Source organism: Mannheimia sp. USDA-ARS-USMARC-1261 (assembly GCF_000521605.1).
GTDB lineage: Bacteria > Pseudomonadota > Gammaproteobacteria > Enterobacterales > Pasteurellaceae > Mannheimia > Mannheimia indoligenes.
On the sequence record NZ_CP006942.1, the window covers coordinates 2,240,022 to 2,256,566 of the forward strand.

Below are 16,545 nucleotides of genomic sequence, written 5' to 3' on the forward strand. Positions count from 1 at the left end.
CAATAATTATTCAATTATCAGGGCGGACATAACAGTGTCCGCCCAAAACGATCTACATTTTGCAAAAAATTAAATAAATCTGACCGCTTGTTGGCACTTAATTTGCCCTTTCGGTTTTCTATTTTGGGATTATCCTATTTTTCGGAGTAAAAAATGTCTTCTTTAAAATGGTTCTGGGAGCGTTTTGAGGAATGTTTCATCGCAATTTTATTAATGGTAATGACGCTTGTTACCTTCGCTTATGTGATGTTTAACAACCTTTATAACGTTTTTTTTGATTTAGCCGAAGCTGTACCATTTACCGCTGGCTTCGCTGAACCACTCGGCGAGTGGATTATGGAAGCCGCTCAAGAAATGACTTGGAGTGTAGCTTTAACTAAAGCTTGTTTTGGTTGGTTGATTTTCTTTGGAGCATCTTATGGGGTGCGTACGGCAGGGCATATCGGTGTTGATGTGTTAGTGAAAAAACTTTCTCGCCACGGGCAGAAAATCGTCGGTATTATTGCAATCTGTGCTTGTTTAGCCTATGCGATTTTAATTGGTTCAGCCAGTTATGAGTGGATTTCAGCAATGTATGTTGCTGACATTGGGGCGGAAGATTTACATCAATTCCACCTAAAACAATGGCACATTGGTTTAATTATGCCTGTTGGTTTTGCCTTAATCGGTATCCGTTTTATTGAAATTTTAGTGCGTATTTTACAAGGCAAACAAGTGGGGCTTGGCTTAGCAGATGAAAGTGAAGACGCAATGAAACTTGCACAAGGAGAAGAATAATGACAATTTTAGTGCTATTTAGCTTGTTATTTATCTTAATGTTTCTTGGTGTGCCGATTGCGATTTCTCTCGGTTTAGCGGGTGCAGTTACCATTATGTTCTTTAGCCAAGACTCCGTAAGTTCACTAGCAATCAAACTATTTGAAACCTCAGAACATTATACCTTACTTGCTATTCCGTTCTTCTTGCTTGCCGGTGCGTTTATGACAACCGGTGGTGTAGCAAAACGCTTAATTGACTTTGCGAATGCAACCGTAGGTCATATTCGCGGTGGTTTAGCGATTGCGGCTGTAATGTCTTGTATGCTGTTTGCCGCTCTTTCAGGCTCAAGCCCGGCAACGGTGGCAGCAGTGGGGTCAATTGCGATTGCAGGAATGGTGCGTTCAGGCTATCCGGTAGGCTTTGGTACAGGGATTATTTGTAATGCGGGAACACTTGGTATCTTAATTCCGCCATCAGTGGTTATGGTCGTATATGCAGCTTCAACTGAAACTTCTGTTGGTAAATTATTTATGGCAGGGGTTGTACCGGGATTAATGCTTGGCTTGGTATTGATGATTGCTATTTACGTTGTTGCTCGTATTAAAAACCTGCCGGCACAGCCTCGTGCGACAGTAAAAGAGTGGTTTACCGCAGCCCGTAAAGCAATTTGGGGCTTGTTGTTGATGGTTATTATCTTAGGCGGTATTTACAGCGGTATCTTTACCCCAACCGAAGCGGCAGCGGTCGCAGCAGTTTATTCGTGGTTTGTGGCGGTATTTATCTATAAAGATGTAAAACTGCGTGATTGCCCGAAAGTATTGCTGGAATCTGCAAAATTAAGCGTAATGTTGATGTTTATCATCGCAAATGCGATGTTATTTGCTCACGTTCTTACCACCGAACAAATTCCGCAACTGATTACTGAAACCGTCGTAGAATGGAATTTACAACCGTGGACATTCTTATTGGTGGTAAATATCGTGCTATTAATTGCCGGTGCATTTATGGAGCCATCTGCGATTATCTTAATTCTTGCACCAATTTTATTCCCAATTGCGGTGCAACTCGGTATCGATCCAATCCATTTAGGGATTATTATGGTAGTGAATATGGAAATTGGCTTGATTACACCACCAATCGGCTTGAACTTGTTCGTTGCCTCTGCGGTATCGAAAATGCCTCTTGCAGATGTAGTCAGAGCCGCAATGCCGTGGTTATTACTATTACTGACATTCCTAATCTTAATTACCTACATTCCGGCAATTTCATTAGCGTTGCCGAATTGGATTGGAATTAATTAATACAAGCGGTCGTTTTTTTGTAAATTTTTTACAAATTCTTTTACCGCCCAATGCTATTAATCGGCATTGGGCGGTAATTTTATTAAAAATTCACTATTTTGCTAAAAACTTACCAAAATAATTTAACTTTTTGCTACAATTTGGGCTATTTATCGAATTTATTAATAAGTAGAGAAGAATATGAGTGTAAGTTCTTTTAACCGCACTTGGGCAAAAGTGATTTTAAGTGCGTTAATGCGTTATGGCGTAAAGCATTTTTGTATCGCACCAGGCTCTCGTTCGACCCCTTTAACCCTTGAGGCGGTACAACTTCAACAAACCCAATATGCAGAGTGCCACACCCACTTTGATGAGCGAGGCTTAGGCTTTTATGCGTTAGGGATTGCCAAAGCAACCAATAGCCCTGTTGCGGTAATTGTTACCTCAGGCACAGCGGTTGCTAATCTTTATCCGTCAGTGATTGAGGCAAGCCTTACTCATCAAAAACTGATTATTCTTTCTGCTGATCGCCCAACTGAATTGATTGGTTGTGGAGTAAACCAAGCCATTACTCAGCAAGGCATTTTTGCAAATTATCCTGTTGCGAGCGTAAACTTACCAAAAGCAAATGAGGCTTATAACGCAAGCTGGTTAGTTTCAACCATTGAGCAGGCTTGCACCACACAAGCTCAACAAGGTGGTGTATTGCACATTAATGCCCCTTTTGAAGAGCCACTTTATGAGTCTGATATTAACGAAATTCTCAATACACCGTGGTTACGCCCAATTCAAGGTTGGTTGAATAATTCACAAACCAAATGGATTGACCAACAAGCAATTCAAAGTGAAGTATCTATGCACGAAAACTGGGATTATTGGCGAACCAAACGTGGGGTAATTATTGTCGGTAAACTACCACCGGAACAAGGCACAGGTTTAAAAAACTGGGCGGAAACAATGGGCTGGTGCTTATTAAGCGATGTGCAATCTTGCATTGAAGCAAGCCTACCGTATGCCGATATTTGGCTTTCAAATGAAACGGTGAAACAACGCTTATTACAAGCGGATATCGTTATCCAATTCGGTACGCAAATTGTGAGTAAGCGTGTCAATGAGTTCTTAAAAGCTTATCAAGGCGAATTTTGGCTGGTTGATGAATCGCAAGATTACATTAATCCGAACGCTCACCATCAAACCCGTTTTGTGGCGAAAGCTCATCACTTCTTGCGTGTTCATCCGCCACTTCGCCAAAAGCCGTGGTTACTTGAGCCGTTAGCTCTTTCGCAATTCTGTGCAACCTTTATTGAGCAGCAAGTAGGTGGAAGTTTAAGTGAGGCATCACTTGCACACAATATTCAAGATGTTTTAGCTATTAATGGCAACTTATTCATCGGCAATAGCTTATTTGTACGTTTAGTTGATGCCCTATGCAAATTGCCTGAAGGCTACCCTGTTTATACTAATCGAGGAGCAAGTGGCATCGATGGTTTAATTGCGACAATGGCAGGTATTGCGAAAGGTAGCGACCGCCCAACCGTCGGTGTGGTGGGCGATATTTCTGCTCTGCACGACTTAAACTCTATCGCCTTATTAACTAAAATTACCCAACCGACCATTTTATTCGTGGTGAATAACAGTGGTGGTGCATTGTTTGATATGTTGCCTGTTGATAGTAAAGCGAAAGATCAATACTACCGCCTCGCTCATAACTTTGAATTTGCTCAAGTCGCAACAATGTTCGGGCTTGAGTATATCCGCCCGTTTACTTGGGCAGATTTGAAAACCAAACTCAAACACGCCTATGCTCGTAAAGGTGTTACCATTGTGGAAATCAAAGTAAACGAACACGACGGCAGCAATATGTATAAATCATTGCTGAAACAAATTTCACAGGCGGAAATTGCCTAACAGAAAACGATAGCACCAGCGGAGGTTGGTGCTTTTATTTATGGGTTTAATCAATGCTTTCATATCAATGGCACGCCGAACACGGCATACCTGTGGTTTTCTTACACGGTCTGCTCGGTTCACAACAAGATTGGCAAAGCGTTCTCCCACATTTGCAACATTTTCCCAAAATTCGACCGCTTACTATCGACCTTCCTTTTCACGGACAAAGTGAACACATTACCTGTGCCGATTTTGCTGAACTACGAATGCAGCTCCACACCACTTTAGAAAAGGTAATTGGCTCACAGCCTTTCTATTTAGTAGGTTACTCGCTAGGTGGAAGAGTGGCACTTGATTATGTGCTGAATATCCATAATCCAAATCTGCTGAGTACGATATTAGAGGGGGCGAATATCGGGCTTGCATCAACAGCTGAACGCCAAGTACGTCGGCAAAATGATTGCCAATGGGCGAACCGTTTTCGCCACGAACCAATTGAAAAGGTGCTGGAAGATTGGTATCAACAACCTGTATTTGCCGATTTAAGCAATATGGAAAGAGAACGTTATATTGATAGTAGAAAGCATAATCAAGGAGAGCAAATTGCTCAAATGCTTGAAGCCACCAGCCTTGCCAAACAGCCTAATTATGTAGAACAATTAAAACAAACAAATAAAAACATTCTCTTTTTCATCGGGGAAAAGGATAACAAATTCCGCCAGATGGCAGAGCAATATCAACTGCCTGTGCAGATTATTTCAAACGCAGGGCATAATGCACATAGGGGAAATTCGGAGGATTTTGTGGAGAAATTGCTTGCGTTCATCTCCACTCAACAAATCTAACTCTCCCCCTGCAATCGTTGCAACAACCTATCCATTGCCCGATAACCTAAGGCTTCGGCTAAATGAATTTGCTTAATCTCCTTCTCTCCGGCTAAATCTGCAATAGTGCGAGAAACCTTTAAAATGCGGTGGTAAGCCCGAACTGACAAACCTAATTTGGTTAAGGCATTCTCCAGAAATAACGCATCTTGTGCGGATAGGTTACAATCTCGCTCAATTTCTCGTGTGGTAAGTTGTGCGTTAATTTTGCCTGCTCGCTCAAATTGCATTTTTCTGGCTAAAAACACCCGCTTGCGAACTTGTTCGGTGGTTTCACCCCGATTTGCAGAATCACTTTGTAATGCCCCTTGAGGTAAAAGTGGCACTTCAATGGAGAGATCGAATCGGTCTAAAAACGGACCTGACAAACGGTTTAAATATCGCATTACTTGTTGGGGAGAAGTTCGATTATGCTTACCTTGATAATGCCCTGTCGGGCTTGGGTTCATTGCTGCAATTAATTGGAAACGAGCAGGAAATTGTACTTTAGCATTGGCTCTGGAAATAATAATTTCGCCTGCCTCTAACGGCTGACGGAGTGCGTCTAACACTTTCCTCTCAAATTCGGGCAATTCATCTAAGAAAAGCACACCGTTATGGGCTAAAGAAATTTCGCCCGGTTTTGGGATTGAGCCACCGCCAACTAACGCCACCATTGACGCACTATGATGGGGCGAACGAAACGGGCGTTGTTTCCAGTTCTGAAAATTCAGTTCATTCTGTACAAGGCTGGTTACGGAGGCAGTTTCGATTGCTTCTTCATCAGACATTTCAGGCAATAAGTCAGCCAAACGGCTGGCAAGCATTGTTTTCCCTGTACCGGGCGGACCAAGAAAAAGCAAATTGTGTTGCCCTGCTGCGGCAATGGTTAAGGCTCGCTTTGCGTGCTGTTGCCCGATAATATCCGTGAGATCTCGGCTTACAAGCGGTCGATTTTCTGCCGAGTTTTGCAAAACTTGTTGGCAAATAGGTAGTTTGTCCCGCTTATTTAGCATATTCACCACATCAAGCAACGACTTCGCAAAATAAGTTGTGGCATTTGAAACCAAAGCCGCTTCATTCGCATTTTGCTGAGCCAATATCATTTGGCGTTTTGATTTTTCGGCTGAAATCACGGCAGGAATTGCTCCGTGCACACCTCGCAAATGCCCTGTGAGTGCCAACTCGCCTAAAAACTCAAACTGCTTTAATAAATCCGAATCAATCTGCCCCGACGCGGCTAAAATGCCGATAGCAATCGGCAAGTCAAACCGCCCGCCTTCTTTGGGTAAATCCGCAGGGGCAAGATTAATCGTAATCCGTTGGGGTGGATAGATAAAATTAGCGTTAATTAATGCACTTCGTACACGATCGCCAGCCTCCTTCACGGTGGCTTCGGGCAAGCCAACAATGGTTAATCTTGGCTGACCGTTACTGATATGGACTTCAATCGTTACTAATGGAGCTTCCACACCAATGGAGGCTCGGCTGTAAACTATGGCTAATGTCATTATGTTGAGAAATAAGAAATCAATGACGAGAGAATAGAAGGAAAGAGAAAAAGAGGGTAGAACAAATATTCAAATTTTCGAGCGAGATCGCAAAAATAGTTTATGGGAGGTCAAAACCTCCCATAAAATAACCTTATTTCACAATCTCAACCGGTCCGTGATCGTCGCAATGATCGCCGTGCTGATGATGTAAACGACCATCTACAATGTAGTCAATGTGATCGCCATGCGGCACAGCTTCGTGTCCACATCCTTCGCCGTGAACGTGGTCGCCACAGCAATGAACAGCGTTGCATTCCGCCGGGTTGGTCTCATTTACTTCCAACACGTGTTCATCGTAGTGATCGCCGTGTTTATGGTGCAAATGCCCATCGTGTAAATAGTCGATATGGTCGTTATGTTTAATGGCGGTATGACCACAGCCTTCGCCGTGTTCGTGGTCGTGGTGTGCGTGAGTTTTGCAAGACATAAAATGCTCCTTTGAATAAATGAATAAATCGGTTTTATCCTAATCTGAAATGCAATACAATTCAAGGCGTTTCAGGCGTATATTAGCTCATTTAAGAGGAAAGAAAAATGAACACTGAATTGGATATCATTGTTGTTGGCGGCGGTATGATTGGGGCAGCAACGGCGTTGGGATTGGCAAAACAGGGGGTGAAATTAGCCTTGCTAGAAAAAAATCCGCTCCCGACTTTTGAGGCTAATTCCGCCTACGATTTACGCATTTCCGCTATCAGTATGGGCTCAATTCAGTTGTTGGAAAAATTAGGCGTGTGGGAGCAAATTATCTCAATGAGAACTTGCCCTTATACCCAACTTGAAACCTGGGAAATAGAGGGCTTTAACACCGTATTTTCAGCCTCTGACTTAGGGCTGGAAAAGTTAGGCGATATGGTAGAAAACAACCTACTCCAGATTGCATTATGGGAGCAGTTAAAGCAATTTCCAAACTGCGTACAAGCGGTCGGATTTGAGCAAATTTTTGCAAGAAGAGGAGAAAACCGCTGGGAAATTCAAGTTGATAACCAAATCTTTTCTGCCCCTATTATCATTGCCGCAGACGGAGCAAACTCTCAAGCCCGCCAATGGGCTGGTATTGGCTTAACCAGCTGGCAATATCGACAACATTGTTTGCTGGCAACAATCAAGACGGAGAAAATCGCTCCATCAGCCACTTGGCAACAATTTTATGCAACAGGTCCTCGTGCTTTTTTACCCCTTTCAGGCAACAACGGATGCATTGTTTGGTACGATTCACCACAACGCATTGCGGAGCTAAAAAACCTTCCCACAGAAAAACTAACAGTTGCCATTGAGCAACATTTCCCTGCTCGTTTAACAGAAGAATTAGGCAAGATTAACGTGCAGGCATCAGGTGCATTTCCGCTGACTCGCCAGCACGCTCAACATTATGTACAAAACAGTGCGGTATTAGTGGGCGATGCAGCTCACACCATTAACCCTCTCGCAGGACAAGGGGTAAATTTAGGCTTTAAAGATGTAAAAGCACTACTTGAAGTGGTGGAACAAGCGGTCAAAAAAGGTGAAAATTTTGCGAGTGAGGAAGTATTAAAACGTTACGAGCAAAAACGAAAACCGGATAATTTATTAATGCAAACAGGTATGGACATCTTTTATAAAGCCTTCAAAACCGAACTGTTGCCATTAAAAATCGCTCGTAATTTAGGATTAGTGATTGCCGAAAAATCAACACCGATAAAAAAACAAGCATTGAAATATGCAATAGGCATATAAAAAAGAGAGAGCTGTTGCTCTCTCTTCCCTGTTCAACTTCAACATTTACATCGCCACAATTACACATTCTGCTACGCTACGAGCGTTTGACTGTGCTCTTGAAGTTGCTGCTCTATCACCAACTGGACCAACAAAAACACGATTCCAATCTGCACTGCTGGCAATTCGAGCATTAAAGCCTGCCATAGCAAGGCGTGCTTGCATATTTTCTGCTTGAGCTTTATTTTTAAATGCTCCACATTGTAAACCGAATTTACCTGCTTGATTTGCCGCTTTATCTGCCGGTGTTGCCGCACTTGCAACAATTTTAGCCGGTTGTTCTTTTTTCGCTTTTTCTTCTGCTAACTTAGCTTGCTGTTTTTTTAGCTCATCTTGTTTACGTTTCTCTTCAATCTTCTGCTTAGCTAGTGCTTCCTCTTCCGCTTTTTTTGCTGCCAGTGCCTCATCACTTAATTGAGGCTCTTGAGTAACTATTGTTGCCTTATCTGTTGTCTCTGCTGGAGTTTCTACTGTTGAATTTTGCTGTACTTGTTCAGCTAAACGAGCTTCTTCTTGTTTACGTCTTTCTTCAATTTGTTGCTTTTGCTGAGTTGTTAATTGAGCTAAACGTTCTTGTGAAGTTTGATTATTATCGGTAATGACCGTGCGAGTTTCCAAATCACGAATATAACTCCAGCTTTCCTCCGGTCTGCTCGGCAATTGACTTTTTGGCTGCTGTTGAACTGGTTGTGCTGTATTCGAAACAGTTGTTGGAGCCGGTGCATTTGCTTTTAAAAGCCATAATGCAATACCGCAACCTAAAATCAAACCAATAATTAGGATCAGAACCTTTTTTAACGCACTTTCTTTTTGTGTTTTTTTACTTTTTTTCTCGTTTGAACGAGCAACATAATCACGCTGTGGCACAATAACCGCCTTCCCTATAAAAAATAAACTAATTTGTAAATTTTACTGTAAAAATAACCGCTTGCCTATCTTATATACCGTTTTCTGTTTTAAAGTTTTGTAAAAAACGACAAAAAGATCCTGTTTATTCGTTTTATTCGTTTTTTTGATGAGAAAGATAAATATCAAAACGGTGATTTTTCGTCGTATGGGAAAAATCCGGCTTTTGTTCCGCTAAAAAAGGAGCATAATCCGGACGCTTTACCACCACTCGTGTTTTCGCTAACGCCTTTGCCGGCAAGAAAAAATCATCGGAATCTAAATCTGCCCCCACTAAATGCTGAAACACCCGCATCTCTTTTTTCACCAACGCACTTTTTTGTTTGTGCGGATACATCGGATCTAAATAGACAACATCTGCCGCATTCAGTTGTGGTTCAAGCAGTGAAATGTTGCGAACATCCGCCAAGATCATCCGTTCTTGCATAAAACCACCAATTTCCGAATCTTGATAAGCCCGCTTTAGCCCATCTTCCAATAAAGCCGCAACGATTGGGTTTCTCTCCACTAACAGTACCTTACAGCCTACGGCAGCTAATACGAACGCATCTCGCCCTAAACCTGCCGTAGCATCAATCACTGTAGGTAAATAATCGCCTTTAATGCCGACCGCTTTTGCTACTGCCTCACCCCGTCCGCCACCAAATTTACGGCGGTGAGCCATTGTGCCATCGACAAAATTCACCGCTATCGCCCCGAGTTTTGGTTCATCTAATTTGCGTAGCTCTAAACGCTCCTCTGTTAGTACGAGAGCTAATGTGCTATCTGCTTGATGAATAAGCTGCCATTTGTCGCAAATGCGTTGGAATTTGTCGTGATTATCGGTTTCGTTAATTAATTGGATCATTTTAATAATTCATCAAAGTGGGCGAGTAAACATTCTTTGCCCGCTACATCTTCGTCTTGCCAAGCCGATCTTAACATTTCGTCCGTGAATAATTTTTCATATTCAGCCGCAATCGGGCGGTAACTGATATGCCAAGGCTCAAATCCGACTCGACTATGCGTGCCGTCAAAGGGGAAATAAAAACCAAATTGTTCTGCGTGAGCGTGTAGCCACTCGGTGAGTTCAGCAAAATAGCCACCTTCTAAATACTCCCAAGGCTCTAACAAAAGTTGGGTATTTTCAGGGAGCAAATCTGGGTCGAAAATATCAATTTCCGTCCCCCAATGATGTCGGCTTGAACCGGGAACCGCCGACCAACGCAACATTGCTTGGCATTTTTCGAAATCGGAGAGTTGGCTCATATCAATCGCAGTGCCATTATCATCGTGAACTTTACGTTCTCCGTTGAATTTCATATTCCAAATTAATTTTTGGCGTTCAAAATCCCGAAAGGTACTGGCTGGCTGAAGATTAAAACCTGCCTCTTTTGCCCCTTGTTGCAATGCCAAAAACGACTCAACCACTTCAGGCTGAAGGAAATGTTGATCCGAAAGCAGATTTGGCAACGCTACCAAATGGACTCGCGTTTTACCGGTTAAAATAGCTGCAAAATTTTCCACAAAAATGACCGCTTGTATGCTAAAAATCAATGGATTGAATTATAAACTAAATTTCAGCGATATGTTTTTTCTTGTGGAAATAAAAGCCTTTCTATGTTAAAAAGTGAGCCGTATTTCCCTTTAAATTTTTAACTGATTAAGGAACACAACAATGTCTTTACAAGCAATTATTGAAGCGGCATTTGAACGCCGTGCAGATATCACACCTAAAACTGTTGATGCAGAAACCAAAGCGGCTATTGAGGAAGTAATCGCTGGTTTAGATAACGGTTCTTTGCGTGTGGCTGAGAAAAAAGATGGCGAATGGGTCGTAAACCAATGGGTGAAAAAAGCCGTGTTACTTTCATTCCGTATCGCAGACAACCAAATCATTGACGGTGCAGAAACCAAATTCTACGACAAAGTACCAACTAAATACGGCAATTATACGGAAGAACAATTCAAAGCAGATGGCATCCGTGCCGTACCGGGTGCAGTAGTACGTAAAGGTTCACACATCGAGAAAAACGTGGTGTTAATGCCATCTTTCGTGAACATCGGTGCATACGTTGGCGAAGGCACAATGGTAGACACTTGGGTAACCGTAGGCTCTTGTGCACAAATCGGTAAAAACGTACACCTTTCAGGCGGTGTGGGCATTGGTGGCGTATTAGAGCCGTTACAAGCAAACCCAACTATTATCGGTGATAACTGCTTTATCGGTGCACGTTCTGAAATCGTGGAAGGCGTGATTGTGGAAGATAACTGCGTGATCTCAATGGGCGTATTTATTGGTCAATCCACCAAAATTTACGACCGTGAAACCGGCGAAGTGCATTACGGCCGTGTGCCAGCAGGTTCTGTTGTGGTTTCAGGCTCACTTCCATCGAAAGACGGCTCACACAACTTATACTGTGCAGTTATCGTGAAAAAAGTCGATGAGAAAACACTTAGCAAAGTGGGCTTAAACGAACTTTTACGTTCAATCGAAGAATAATAAATGTTCCCTCACTTTGCAAAAGTGAGGGATTTTTTTACCGCTTGTAAGGAAATATATGGCAATAATCGTCCGAAAAATGGCGGAACAAGATACCGATCAAGTTTTCCCTCTAATGCAAAAACTGGCTGAGTTTGAGCATTATATCGATTCATTTGCAATTACACCTGAGGTTGTAGTTGAATCTGGCTTTCGAAAAAATCCGCCTGATTTCTACTGTTTAGTGGCAGAAAATGAAGGCAAGATTGTAGGAATGTTAGTCTATTACTTCCTGCCTTATACCGCTCAAAATCGTCCGGCTATTTATATGAAAGAGTTGTATGTTGATGAAACGGCTCGTAATCAAAAAGTGGGCGAAGCATTAATGGAAGCCTTAAAAGCGGAGGCAAAAGCACATCGCTGCACAATAATCAAATGGACAGTTGCCCCTTGGAACGAGGGCGGTATTCGTTTCTATCAACGTTTAGGAGCAACCGAAAATCGTGAATGGTTAAACTACGAATTAAGTGTGGAGTAGATAATGAAAAAAATCTTACTATTAAACGGTCCAAACCTGAATATGTTAGGCAAGCGTGAGCCTGAAATTTACGGTTCACAAACGTTAGCAGATATTGAAAACCATCTGAAAACTTTAGCCTCATCGCAAGGGGTAGAACTAGATTGCTTCCAAGCAAATGGTGAAGAACCAATCATCAACCGTATTCATCAAGCTTTTCAAAACACTGATTTTATTATTATTAACCCCGGAGCGTTCACTCACACCAGCGTGGCGATTCGTGATGCGTTACTCTCAGTTTCCATTCCGTTTATTGAAGTACATCTTTCTAATGTACATAGTCGCGAACCTTTCCGCCATCACTCCTATCTAAGTGATATAGCAAAAGGCGTTATTTGTGGCTTGGGTATAAAAGGCTATGAATATGCGTTGGATTTTGCAATACAATTCTTAAAACATCACTAAATTACCCAATATTGATAATATAAAGGCACTTTAATGGATAAATTCTCTATTATCTCGTTATCCCTTATTCATCTGGGACTATTCTTTTATTTTGCGATGATTTTTATTATTACGCGAGAAGTAATGATAAGAAAATTTGTGGATAACAATATCCTAAAAGCACCACAAAATAATGAAGCTATCAAAAGAATGAGAAACCTTGGCTTACGTTTTGATTTAAAAATTATTGCATTATTTTTAGCAATACCTTTTTTAATCTCCGCTCTTTGCTCATTTTTCATTTCAGCTCAACCTATTCTTCTAGGTTATGCCGGGTATGTATTGATTATCGGTTTCTTAGTTGTACTTACCGTTATTTGTAATATCTATTATTTTAAAACCTACAATAATTATTATGATGTTTTTATTTTTGGTTTAGTAGAAGAAGATACTCAGGCTGTATTAAAAAATATTCTTGATGATTACCCTGTTTTCGCTATCACTATAATGAGCCTTACGCTAAGCCTAATACCTGCCTATGTGATATATCAGCTGAAAACAACATATTGGGAAGCAAATAACTGGGTAGAAATAGCTCTATTTATAACTATCTTTGTAGCTATGTTTTTTGCAATGAGAGGTACCATAAATTCTAAACCCTTAGGGCGGATTCACGCTCAGATCTCATCATTAACTATTCTAAATAAAATGGTACCTAATGGCATTTTAGCAATTCGTTGGGCATTTCAGGATAGAAAACGTAACGTGAGTTTTAATGCTGTAAATAAATCGGAGGGTGAGCGATTAATCCATGAGGCATTGGGCGAAAAAACTCTCTATTCCCAAACCCCTAGAAACGAATGGCTGGAAAATCATAAACCGAATGTCGTATTAGCAATAATGGAAAGCTTTGGAATAAATGGGCTTATCACTGATAACAAAGAGAGTAATGATTTACTCGGTTCTCTAAGACCTTATTTTGACACAGAATTTATTTTTAAACGGTTTTTATCGTCCTCTGACGGCACAATGAATTCTTTAGCATCCATTTATTTTCATAGCCCGATACAAGAAGTAACTCAATCTGTTGCTCAAAATGTTAAGCTAAAAACAACACCATTTCTTGTCTATAAAAAGCAAGGATATAAAACGATTTTTATCTCTGCCGGTAATATGATGTGGCGAAACCTTGCAAATTACTTACCTCTTCAAGGTGTCGATGAATTATATGACCAAAATGATTTGATGGATCGATACCCTGAAGCCAAACAGACTCTTTCTTATTGGGGAGTGGCTGATGAATTTGCTTTTAAATTAGCCAATGATTTACTGGAAGAGGCAAAAGAGCCAATCTTTATTAATATTTTGACAATTACCAACCATCCGCCATATAAAGCACCGAATACCTATGTACCGAATAAAGTAAAGCCGCAAGTATTGGAAAATAAATTTGGCGAAAATGAAAGTGAACGCCGTAACATTTTAGAAAGTTTCCAATATGCTTGCCATACTTTGGGTAACTTTATCACGGACGTAAAAGCTGGTAGCAAAAAAGACAACACCATTATTGCCGCAACAGGCGATCACCATATTAGAGGAATGAAACATAAATTTCCGGAAGAGATATTTATGTCGCATTCAGTTCCTTTTATTTTGAGCGTACCGACAACTATCAAAGCTCAGTTCAGTATTGACTATTCTCCAACGAAATTAGGATCGCATAAAGATATTATGCCTACCCTTTACCATTTAAGCCTTTCTAATGCGGAATACTTAAACTGTGGAGGAGCAAATTTATTGTCTCAAACTACAGAAGGCTATTTCGCTTACCATCCTCATGTTTGGGCAGATAAATCAGGTGTCGTTGATTTAACTACAGCAGAATTTATCAAATATGAATGGAATGAAGAAAATAACTTTTTCATAAAAGATGTAACGTTAAATCATGTCGAACATAACCGAATTCGTGCTTATCAAAATCTCATTAATTGGCAAATTAATTATTTAATTAAAGGATATAGTGAAGAAATACCGTCATAAAAGCTCACAATCCAACTGGTACGATGAATACCAAAATCACGTATTTTCGCCAAATTTAGAAGATTTTATTCGCAAAATCCGTGAAATTCAGGTATTCTACACCCAGAATTTTTAGCTCTGCATTCTATTATTTACGATAAAAAATGCAGAGTTCTATTTTTATTATTAATCACACACGGAATCTTATTATGGATATTCGCAAAATCAAAAAACTTATCGAATTAGTTGAAGAATCTGGCATTACTGAATTAGAAGTGTCTGAAGAAGAAGGTACAGTACGTATTAGCCGTGCTGCACCAGCAGCAGTTGTTGCTCCTACTGTTCAATATGCTGCCGCACCTGTTGCAGCCCCAGCTCCAGCAGCAGCTCCACAACCTGCTGCACCAGCCTCTTTCCCTTCTAATACGGCAACGGAGCAAGTAAGTGGACACGCTGTACGTTCTCCAATGGTTGGTACGTTCTATCGTAGCCCAAGCCCGGATGCGAAAGCCTTTGTGGAAGTAGGTCAAACCGTGAAAATCGGCGATGCACTCTGTATTGTTGAAGCGATGAAAATGATGAATCGCATTGAATCAGATAAAGCCGGTGTAGTTAAAGAAATTTTAGTTAATGATGGCGAACCGGTTGAGTTCGACCAAAAATTATTCATCATCGAATAATCTATGTTTGCCCTTATATTTTATTTAATAGGGGCATCTTTCCAACCAATTCACTTCAAGGGAATCTCCCAATGTTAGAAAAAGTTGTTATTGCAAACCGTGGCGAAATTGCTTTACGCATTTTACGAGCCTGTAAAGAATTAGGCATTAAAACGGTTGCCGTTCACTCAACAGCAGACCGTGAATTAAAACATGTTTTATTAGCAGATGAGACTATCTGTATTGGTCCTGCTCCTTCTGTTAAAAGTTATTTAAATATCCCAATGATTATTGCGGCAGCAGAAGTAACAAATGCAGATGCAATTCACCCGGGCTATGGTTTCTTATCTGAAAATGCTAACTTTGCAGAACAAGTTGAAAAATCAGGTTTTGTGTTTATCGGTCCAACAGCTGACGTAATCCGTTTAATGGGCGATAAAGTATCTGCAATTAATGCGATGAAAAAAGCGGGCGTGCCTTGCGTACCGGGTTCTGATGGTCCTATTGGTACTGATCCGAAGAAAAACAGAGAAATTGCAAGCCGCATCGGCTACCCTGTTATCATCAAAGCCTCTGGCGGTGGCGGTGGTCGTGGTATGCGTGTTGTTCATCACGAGAAAGATTTAGAAGAATCTATCGCAATGACTAAAGCGGAAGCAAAAGCAGCCTTTAATAACGATATGGTTTATATGGAGAAATATTTAGAAAATCCACGCCATATTGAAATTCAAGTGCTTGCTGATACACACGGTAATGCCGTTTATTTGGCGGAACGTGATTGCTCAATGCAACGTCGCCACCAAAAAGTGGTGGAAGAAGCACCGGCACCGGGTATTACGGAAGAATTACGTAAATTCATTGGTGAACGTTGTGCAAATGCTTGTCGTGAAATCGGCTATCGTGGTGCAGGTACATTCGAGTTTTTATACGAAAACGGCGAGTTCTATTTCATTGAAATGAACACACGTTTACAAGTAGAACACCCTGTTACAGAGATGATCACAGGCGTGGACTTAGTGAAAGAGCAACTGCGTGTTGCAGCCGGTTTACCACTTTCTATTAAACAAGAAGATATTAAAGTGAAAGGACACGCTATTGAGTGTCGTATCAATGCGGAAGATCCTCAGACTTTCTTACCGTCTCCGGGCAAAATTACACGCTTACACGCACCGGGTGGTTTAGGTGTACGTTGGGATTCTCACATTTACTCAGGCTATAGCGTACCACCACATTATGATTCAATGATTGGTAAACTCATCACTTTTGCAGAAGATCGTGATATTGCTATTCGTCGTATGGAAAATGCGTTATCTGAAACAATTGTTGATGGAATTAAAACAAATATTCCACTACATACACAAATTCTTTCTGATAGCGAATTCCGCAAAGGTGGCACAAATATCCACTATTTAGAGAAGAAACTCGGTCTTAAATAACCC

Annotated in this window: 17 protein-coding genes; 12 read left to right on the top strand and 5 right to left on the bottom strand. The window is 41.1% G+C overall.

Going from position 1 to position 16,545, the window contains the following annotated elements; translation table 11 throughout:
• Positions 1-153: 153 nt before the first annotated feature.
• From X781_RS10885 to menH, 4 genes are all read left to right on the top strand, one after another.
• Positions 154-777 carry a TRAP transporter small permease gene (locus X781_RS10885; RefSeq protein WP_025236888.1) on the top strand — a complete coding sequence of 208 codons (624 nt, stop codon included), beginning with the start codon at positions 154-156 and terminating at the stop codon, positions 775-777.
• The gene (dctM, locus tag X781_RS10890) at positions 777-2,060 is read left to right on the top strand and encodes a C4-dicarboxylate TRAP transporter large permease protein DctM (RefSeq protein WP_025236889.1); all 1,284 of its coding nucleotides are present in this window, start codon (positions 777-779) and stop codon (positions 2,058-2,060) included. Before X781_RS10885 ends, dctM begins: the two co-directional genes overlap by 1 nt.
• A gap of 180 nt (positions 2,061-2,240) precedes the next feature.
• Entirely contained in the window at positions 2,241-3,947 is a 1,707-nt protein-coding gene (menD, locus tag X781_RS10895) for a 2-succinyl-5-enolpyruvyl-6-hydroxy-3-cyclohexene-1-carboxylic-acid synthase (RefSeq protein WP_025236890.1), read from the top strand.
• Positions 3,948-4,000: 53 nt separating this feature from the next.
• Positions 4,001-4,774, top strand: a complete 774-nt coding sequence (menH, locus tag X781_RS10900; protein WP_025236891.1) for a 2-succinyl-6-hydroxy-2,4-cyclohexadiene-1-carboxylate synthase — start codon at positions 4,001-4,003, stop codon at positions 4,772-4,774.
• Here the strand turns inward: menH and X781_RS10905 are convergent.
• Both X781_RS10905 and X781_RS10910 read right to left on the bottom strand, forming a co-directional pair.
• On the bottom strand, positions 4,771-6,303 hold the full coding sequence (locus tag X781_RS10905) for a YifB family Mg chelatase-like AAA ATPase (RefSeq protein WP_025236892.1): 1,533 nt from the start codon (positions 6,301-6,303) through the stop codon (positions 4,771-4,773). The two genes, menH and X781_RS10905, sit on opposite strands and share 4 nt — an antisense overlap.
• A gap of 133 nt (positions 6,304-6,436) precedes the next feature.
• Entirely contained in the window at positions 6,437-6,772 is a 336-nt protein-coding gene (locus tag X781_RS10910) for a hypothetical protein (protein WP_025216487.1), read from the bottom strand.
• A 107-nt stretch (positions 6,773-6,879) separates the two neighbouring features.
• Between X781_RS10910 and X781_RS10915 the strand changes: the two genes are divergently transcribed.
• Positions 6,880-8,061: an FAD-dependent oxidoreductase gene (locus X781_RS10915; protein WP_025236893.1), complete on the top strand. Its 1,182-nt coding sequence runs from the start codon at positions 6,880-6,882 to the stop codon at positions 8,059-8,061.
• Positions 8,062-8,106: 45 nt separating this feature from the next.
• Here X781_RS10915 and ftsN read toward each other — a convergent pair whose 3' ends face one another.
• From ftsN to X781_RS10930, 3 genes are all read right to left on the bottom strand, one after another.
• On the bottom strand, positions 8,107-8,967 hold the full coding sequence (gene ftsN / locus X781_RS10920) for a cell division protein FtsN (protein WP_025236894.1): 861 nt from the start codon (positions 8,965-8,967) through the stop codon (positions 8,107-8,109).
• 133 nt (positions 8,968-9,100) lie between these two features.
• Complete coding sequence (locus tag X781_RS10925; protein ID WP_025236895.1) at positions 9,101-9,853, bottom strand: class I SAM-dependent methyltransferase; 753 nt, start codon at positions 9,851-9,853, stop codon at positions 9,101-9,103.
• The gene (locus X781_RS10930; RefSeq protein WP_025236896.1) at positions 9,850-10,512 is read right to left on the bottom strand and encodes a M15 family metallopeptidase; all 663 of its coding nucleotides are present in this window, start codon (positions 10,510-10,512) and stop codon (positions 9,850-9,852) included. Before X781_RS10930 ends, X781_RS10925 begins: the two co-directional genes overlap by 4 nt.
• A gap of 151 nt (positions 10,513-10,663) precedes the next feature.
• Here X781_RS10930 and dapD point away from each other — a divergent pair, with 151 nt between their 5' ends.
• From dapD to accC, 7 genes are all read left to right on the top strand, one after another.
• Positions 10,664-11,488, top strand: coding sequence for a 2,3,4,5-tetrahydropyridine-2,6-dicarboxylate N-succinyltransferase (gene dapD / locus X781_RS10935; RefSeq protein WP_025236897.1), 825 nt, complete (start codon positions 10,664-10,666; stop codon positions 11,486-11,488).
• Positions 11,489-11,546: 58 nt separating this feature from the next.
• On the top strand, positions 11,547-12,005 hold the full coding sequence (locus X781_RS10940; RefSeq protein WP_025236898.1) for a GNAT family N-acetyltransferase: 459 nt from the start codon (positions 11,547-11,549) through the stop codon (positions 12,003-12,005).
• A 3-nt stretch (positions 12,006-12,008) separates the two neighbouring features.
• Complete coding sequence (gene aroQ, locus X781_RS10945) at positions 12,009-12,449, top strand: type II 3-dehydroquinate dehydratase (protein ID WP_025236899.1); 441 nt, start codon at positions 12,009-12,011, stop codon at positions 12,447-12,449.
• Between the two features lie 33 nt (positions 12,450-12,482).
• Positions 12,483-14,468 (top strand): LTA synthase family protein, encoded by a 1,986-nt coding sequence (locus tag X781_RS10950; protein ID WP_025236900.1) that lies wholly within the window; start codon positions 12,483-12,485, stop codon positions 14,466-14,468.
• On the top strand, positions 14,449-14,583 hold the full coding sequence (locus X781_RS12605) for a hypothetical protein (RefSeq protein WP_256380684.1): 135 nt from the start codon (positions 14,449-14,451) through the stop codon (positions 14,581-14,583). Before X781_RS10950 ends, X781_RS12605 begins: the two co-directional genes overlap by 20 nt.
• Positions 14,584-14,656: 73 nt before the next feature.
• Positions 14,657-15,127: an acetyl-CoA carboxylase biotin carboxyl carrier protein gene (gene accB / locus X781_RS10955; RefSeq protein ID WP_025236901.1), complete on the top strand. Its 471-nt coding sequence runs from the start codon at positions 14,657-14,659 to the stop codon at positions 15,125-15,127.
• Between the two features lie 71 nt (positions 15,128-15,198).
• Positions 15,199-16,542, top strand: a complete 1,344-nt coding sequence (accC, locus tag X781_RS10960) for an acetyl-CoA carboxylase biotin carboxylase subunit (RefSeq protein ID WP_025236902.1) — start codon at positions 15,199-15,201, stop codon at positions 16,540-16,542.
• The last annotated feature ends 3 nt before the right edge of the window (positions 16,543-16,545 follow it).